The 2,534-nt window shown below is 54.1% G+C and carries 7 protein-coding genes and 1 pseudogene; all 8 read left to right on the top strand.

The genetic code is table 11. The features are described from left to right. A pseudogene (locus ACQKPC_RS30265) lies at positions 1-96 on the top strand (hypothetical protein); the annotation flags it as partial. A gap of 42 nt (positions 97-138) precedes the next feature. After that, positions 139-414, top strand: a complete 276-nt coding sequence (rpsS, locus tag ACQKPC_RS30260) for a 30S ribosomal protein S19 (RefSeq protein ID WP_002555486.1) — start codon at positions 139-141, stop codon at positions 412-414. A 13-nt stretch (positions 415-427) separates the two neighbouring features. Beyond that, positions 428-760, top strand: a complete 333-nt coding sequence (gene rplV, locus ACQKPC_RS30255; RefSeq protein WP_003103908.1) for a 50S ribosomal protein L22 — start codon at positions 428-430, stop codon at positions 758-760. 13 nt (positions 761-773) lie between these two features. Next, on the top strand, positions 774-1,460 hold the full coding sequence (rpsC, locus tag ACQKPC_RS30250) for a 30S ribosomal protein S3 (RefSeq protein WP_003176422.1): 687 nt from the start codon (positions 774-776) through the stop codon (positions 1,458-1,460). Between the two features lie 12 nt (positions 1,461-1,472). Beyond that, the gene (gene rplP / locus ACQKPC_RS30245) at positions 1,473-1,886 is read left to right on the top strand and encodes a 50S ribosomal protein L16 (RefSeq protein WP_007896757.1); all 414 of its coding nucleotides are present in this window, start codon (positions 1,473-1,475) and stop codon (positions 1,884-1,886) included. Further along, positions 1,886-2,077 (top strand): 50S ribosomal protein L29, encoded by a 192-nt coding sequence (gene rpmC / locus ACQKPC_RS30240; RefSeq protein WP_008030901.1) that lies wholly within the window; start codon positions 1,886-1,888, stop codon positions 2,075-2,077. Before rplP ends, rpmC begins: the two co-directional genes overlap by 1 nt. Positions 2,078-2,079: 2 nt before the next feature. Beyond that, positions 2,080-2,346, top strand: coding sequence for a 30S ribosomal protein S17 (gene rpsQ, locus ACQKPC_RS30235; protein ID WP_003176419.1), 267 nt, complete (start codon positions 2,080-2,082; stop codon positions 2,344-2,346). Between the two features lie 23 nt (positions 2,347-2,369). Continuing rightward, a partial coding sequence (locus ACQKPC_RS30230; RefSeq protein ID WP_427628318.1) for an uL14 family ribosomal protein occupies positions 2,370-2,534 on the top strand: 165 nt, incomplete at its 3' end.

The raw sequence follows: 2,534 nt of genomic DNA, 5'->3' as shown, positions 1-2,534 counted from the left end.
CTGGAAGCCGGCGACGGCATGCGCGAGGCGGCCATCAAGGGCGCCGGCGAGATCGGTTTTACCGTGGTCTCGATCAGTTTCTCGCTGGTGGCGGCAAAATGATCGTCCGTCGTCGCAAGTAAATAGAGGGATACGACAGTGCCACGTTCTCTGAAAAAAGGTCCTTTTATTGATCTTCACCTACTGAAGAAGATCGAAGTGGCGGCGGAAAAGAACGATCGCAAACCAGTTAAGACCTGGTCGCGCCGTTCCATGATCCTGCCACAAATGGTCGGTTTGACCATTGCTGTGCATAACGGTCGTCAACATGTTCCAGTTCTCGTGAACGAAGACATGGTCGGCCACAAACTGGGCGAGTTTGCCGGTACCCGCACATATCGTGGGCACGTGGCAGACAAGAAAGCCAAGCGTTAAGGGGTAAGGAACGATGGAAGTAGCCGCTAAGTTGTCGGGCGCTCGAATCTCCGCCCAGAAAGCCCGCTTGGTCGCCGACCAGATCCGCGGGAAGAAGGTGGGCGAAGCGCTCAACCTGTTGGCTTTCAGCAGTAAGAAAGCCGCCGAGATCATGAAGAAAGTGCTGGAGTCGGCCGTAGCCAACGCCGAGCATAACGAAGGCGCAGACGTTGATGACCTGAAGGTCAGCACCGTTTTCGTCAACGAAGGGCGTTCGCTGAAGCGAATCATGCCACGTGCCAAAGGCCGTGCTGATCGCATCGTCAAGCGGTCTTGCCATATCACTGTCAAGGTTGCTGACAAGTAACGGAGTCGAAGAGATGGGTCAGAAAGTACATCCCATTGGCATTCGCCTGGGAATCGTCAAGGAGCACACCTCCGTCTGGTACGCAGACGGTCGGACTTATGCGGACTATTTGTTCGCTGATCTGAAGGTGCGTGAGTATCTCCAAGACAAACTAAAAAGCGCGTCCGTAAGCCGTATCGATATCCATCGTCCGGCTCAGACTGCACGTATCACCATCCACACCGCTCGTCCAGGTATCGTTATCGGGAAGAAAGGTGAAGATGTTGAGAAACTGCGTCAGGACCTGACCAAGCAAATGGGTGTGCCTGTGCACATCAATATCGAAGAGATCCGTAAGCCGGAGCTCGACGGTATGCTGGTTGCGCAGAGCGTAGCTCAGCAGCTGGAGCGTCGCGTAATGTTCCGTCGCGCTATGAAGCGCGCTGTTCAGAACGCCATGCGCATTGGTGCCAAAGGCATCAAAATCCAAGTGAGCGGTCGTCTCGGCGGTGCTGAAATCGCACGTACTGAATGGTATCGCGAAGGTCGTGTGCCACTGCACACCCTGCGTGCCGACATCGACTATGCCAACTACGAAGCTCACACCACTTACGGTGTGATCGGTGTAAAGGTTTGGATCTTCAAAGGCGAAGTAATTGGTGGTCGCCAAGAAGAACTGAAACCACAAGCACCAGCGCCTCGTAAAAAAGCTGCTAAGTAAGGGGTACGCCAAATGTTGCAACCAAAGCGTACGAAGTTCCGCAAGCAGATGACAGGCCACAACCGTGGTCTGGCTCAGCGCGGTAGCAAAGTCAGCTTCGGCGAGTTCGCGCTGAAGTCTGTAGCTCGTGGTCGTCTCACCGCTCGTCAGATTGAGTCAGCGCGTCGTGCACTGACCCGTCACGTTAAACGTGGCGGCAAGATCTGGATCCGTGTATTCCCGGACAAGCCTATTTCCAAAAAGCCACTCGAAGTTCGGATGGGTAAAGGTAAGGGTAGTGTGGAGTACTGGGTTGCCCAGATTCAGCCAGGCAAAGTCCTGTATGAAATCGAGGGCGTTTCTGAAGAGCTGGCGCGTGAGGCTTTTGCCCTGGCTGCTGCAAAGCTGCCGCTCGCCACCGCTTTTGTTAAACGGACGGTGATGTGATGAAAGCGAATGAACTTCGTGAAAAAGACGCGCCGCAGCTTAACGAGCAACTGCTCGGCCTGCTGCGCGACCAGTTCAATCTGCGGATGCAGAAAGCAACTGGCCAGTTGGGGCAGTCTCACCTGCTCCGGCAAGTTAAGCGTGACATCGCTCGCGTGAAGACTGTGCTCAAACAGCAGGCAGGTAAGTAATCATGGCTGAAGCCGAAAAAACCGTCCGTACGCTGACTGGCCGTGTTGTCAGCGACAAAATGGACAAGACCATCACCGTTCTGATCGAGCGTCGCGTTAAGCACCCGATCTACGGTAAATACGTTAAGCGTTCGACTAAGCTGCACGCGCACGACGAAACCAATCAGTGCCACATCGGCGACAAAGTCACTATTCGTGAAACTCGTCCTTTGGCCAAGACCAAGTCTTGGGCGCTGGTTGATGTTCTCGAACGCGCTGTGGAAGTCTAAGGACTAGGGGTCGGAGAAATTATATGATTCAGACTCAATCCATGCTCGATGTGGCCGATAACTCTGGCGCTCGCCGTGTTATGTGCATCAAGGTGCTGGGTGGCTCCCATCGTCGTTACGCTGGTATCGGTGACATCATCAAAGTTACCGTGAAGGAAGCAATTCCTCGCGGTAAAGTGAAAAAAGGC

This window comes from Pseudomonas sp. NPDC089918 (assembly GCF_050280605.1).
Lineage (GTDB): Bacteria > Pseudomonadota > Gammaproteobacteria > Pseudomonadales > Pseudomonadaceae > Aquipseudomonas.
This window is presented reverse-complemented; position numbering and strand designations above follow the sequence as displayed.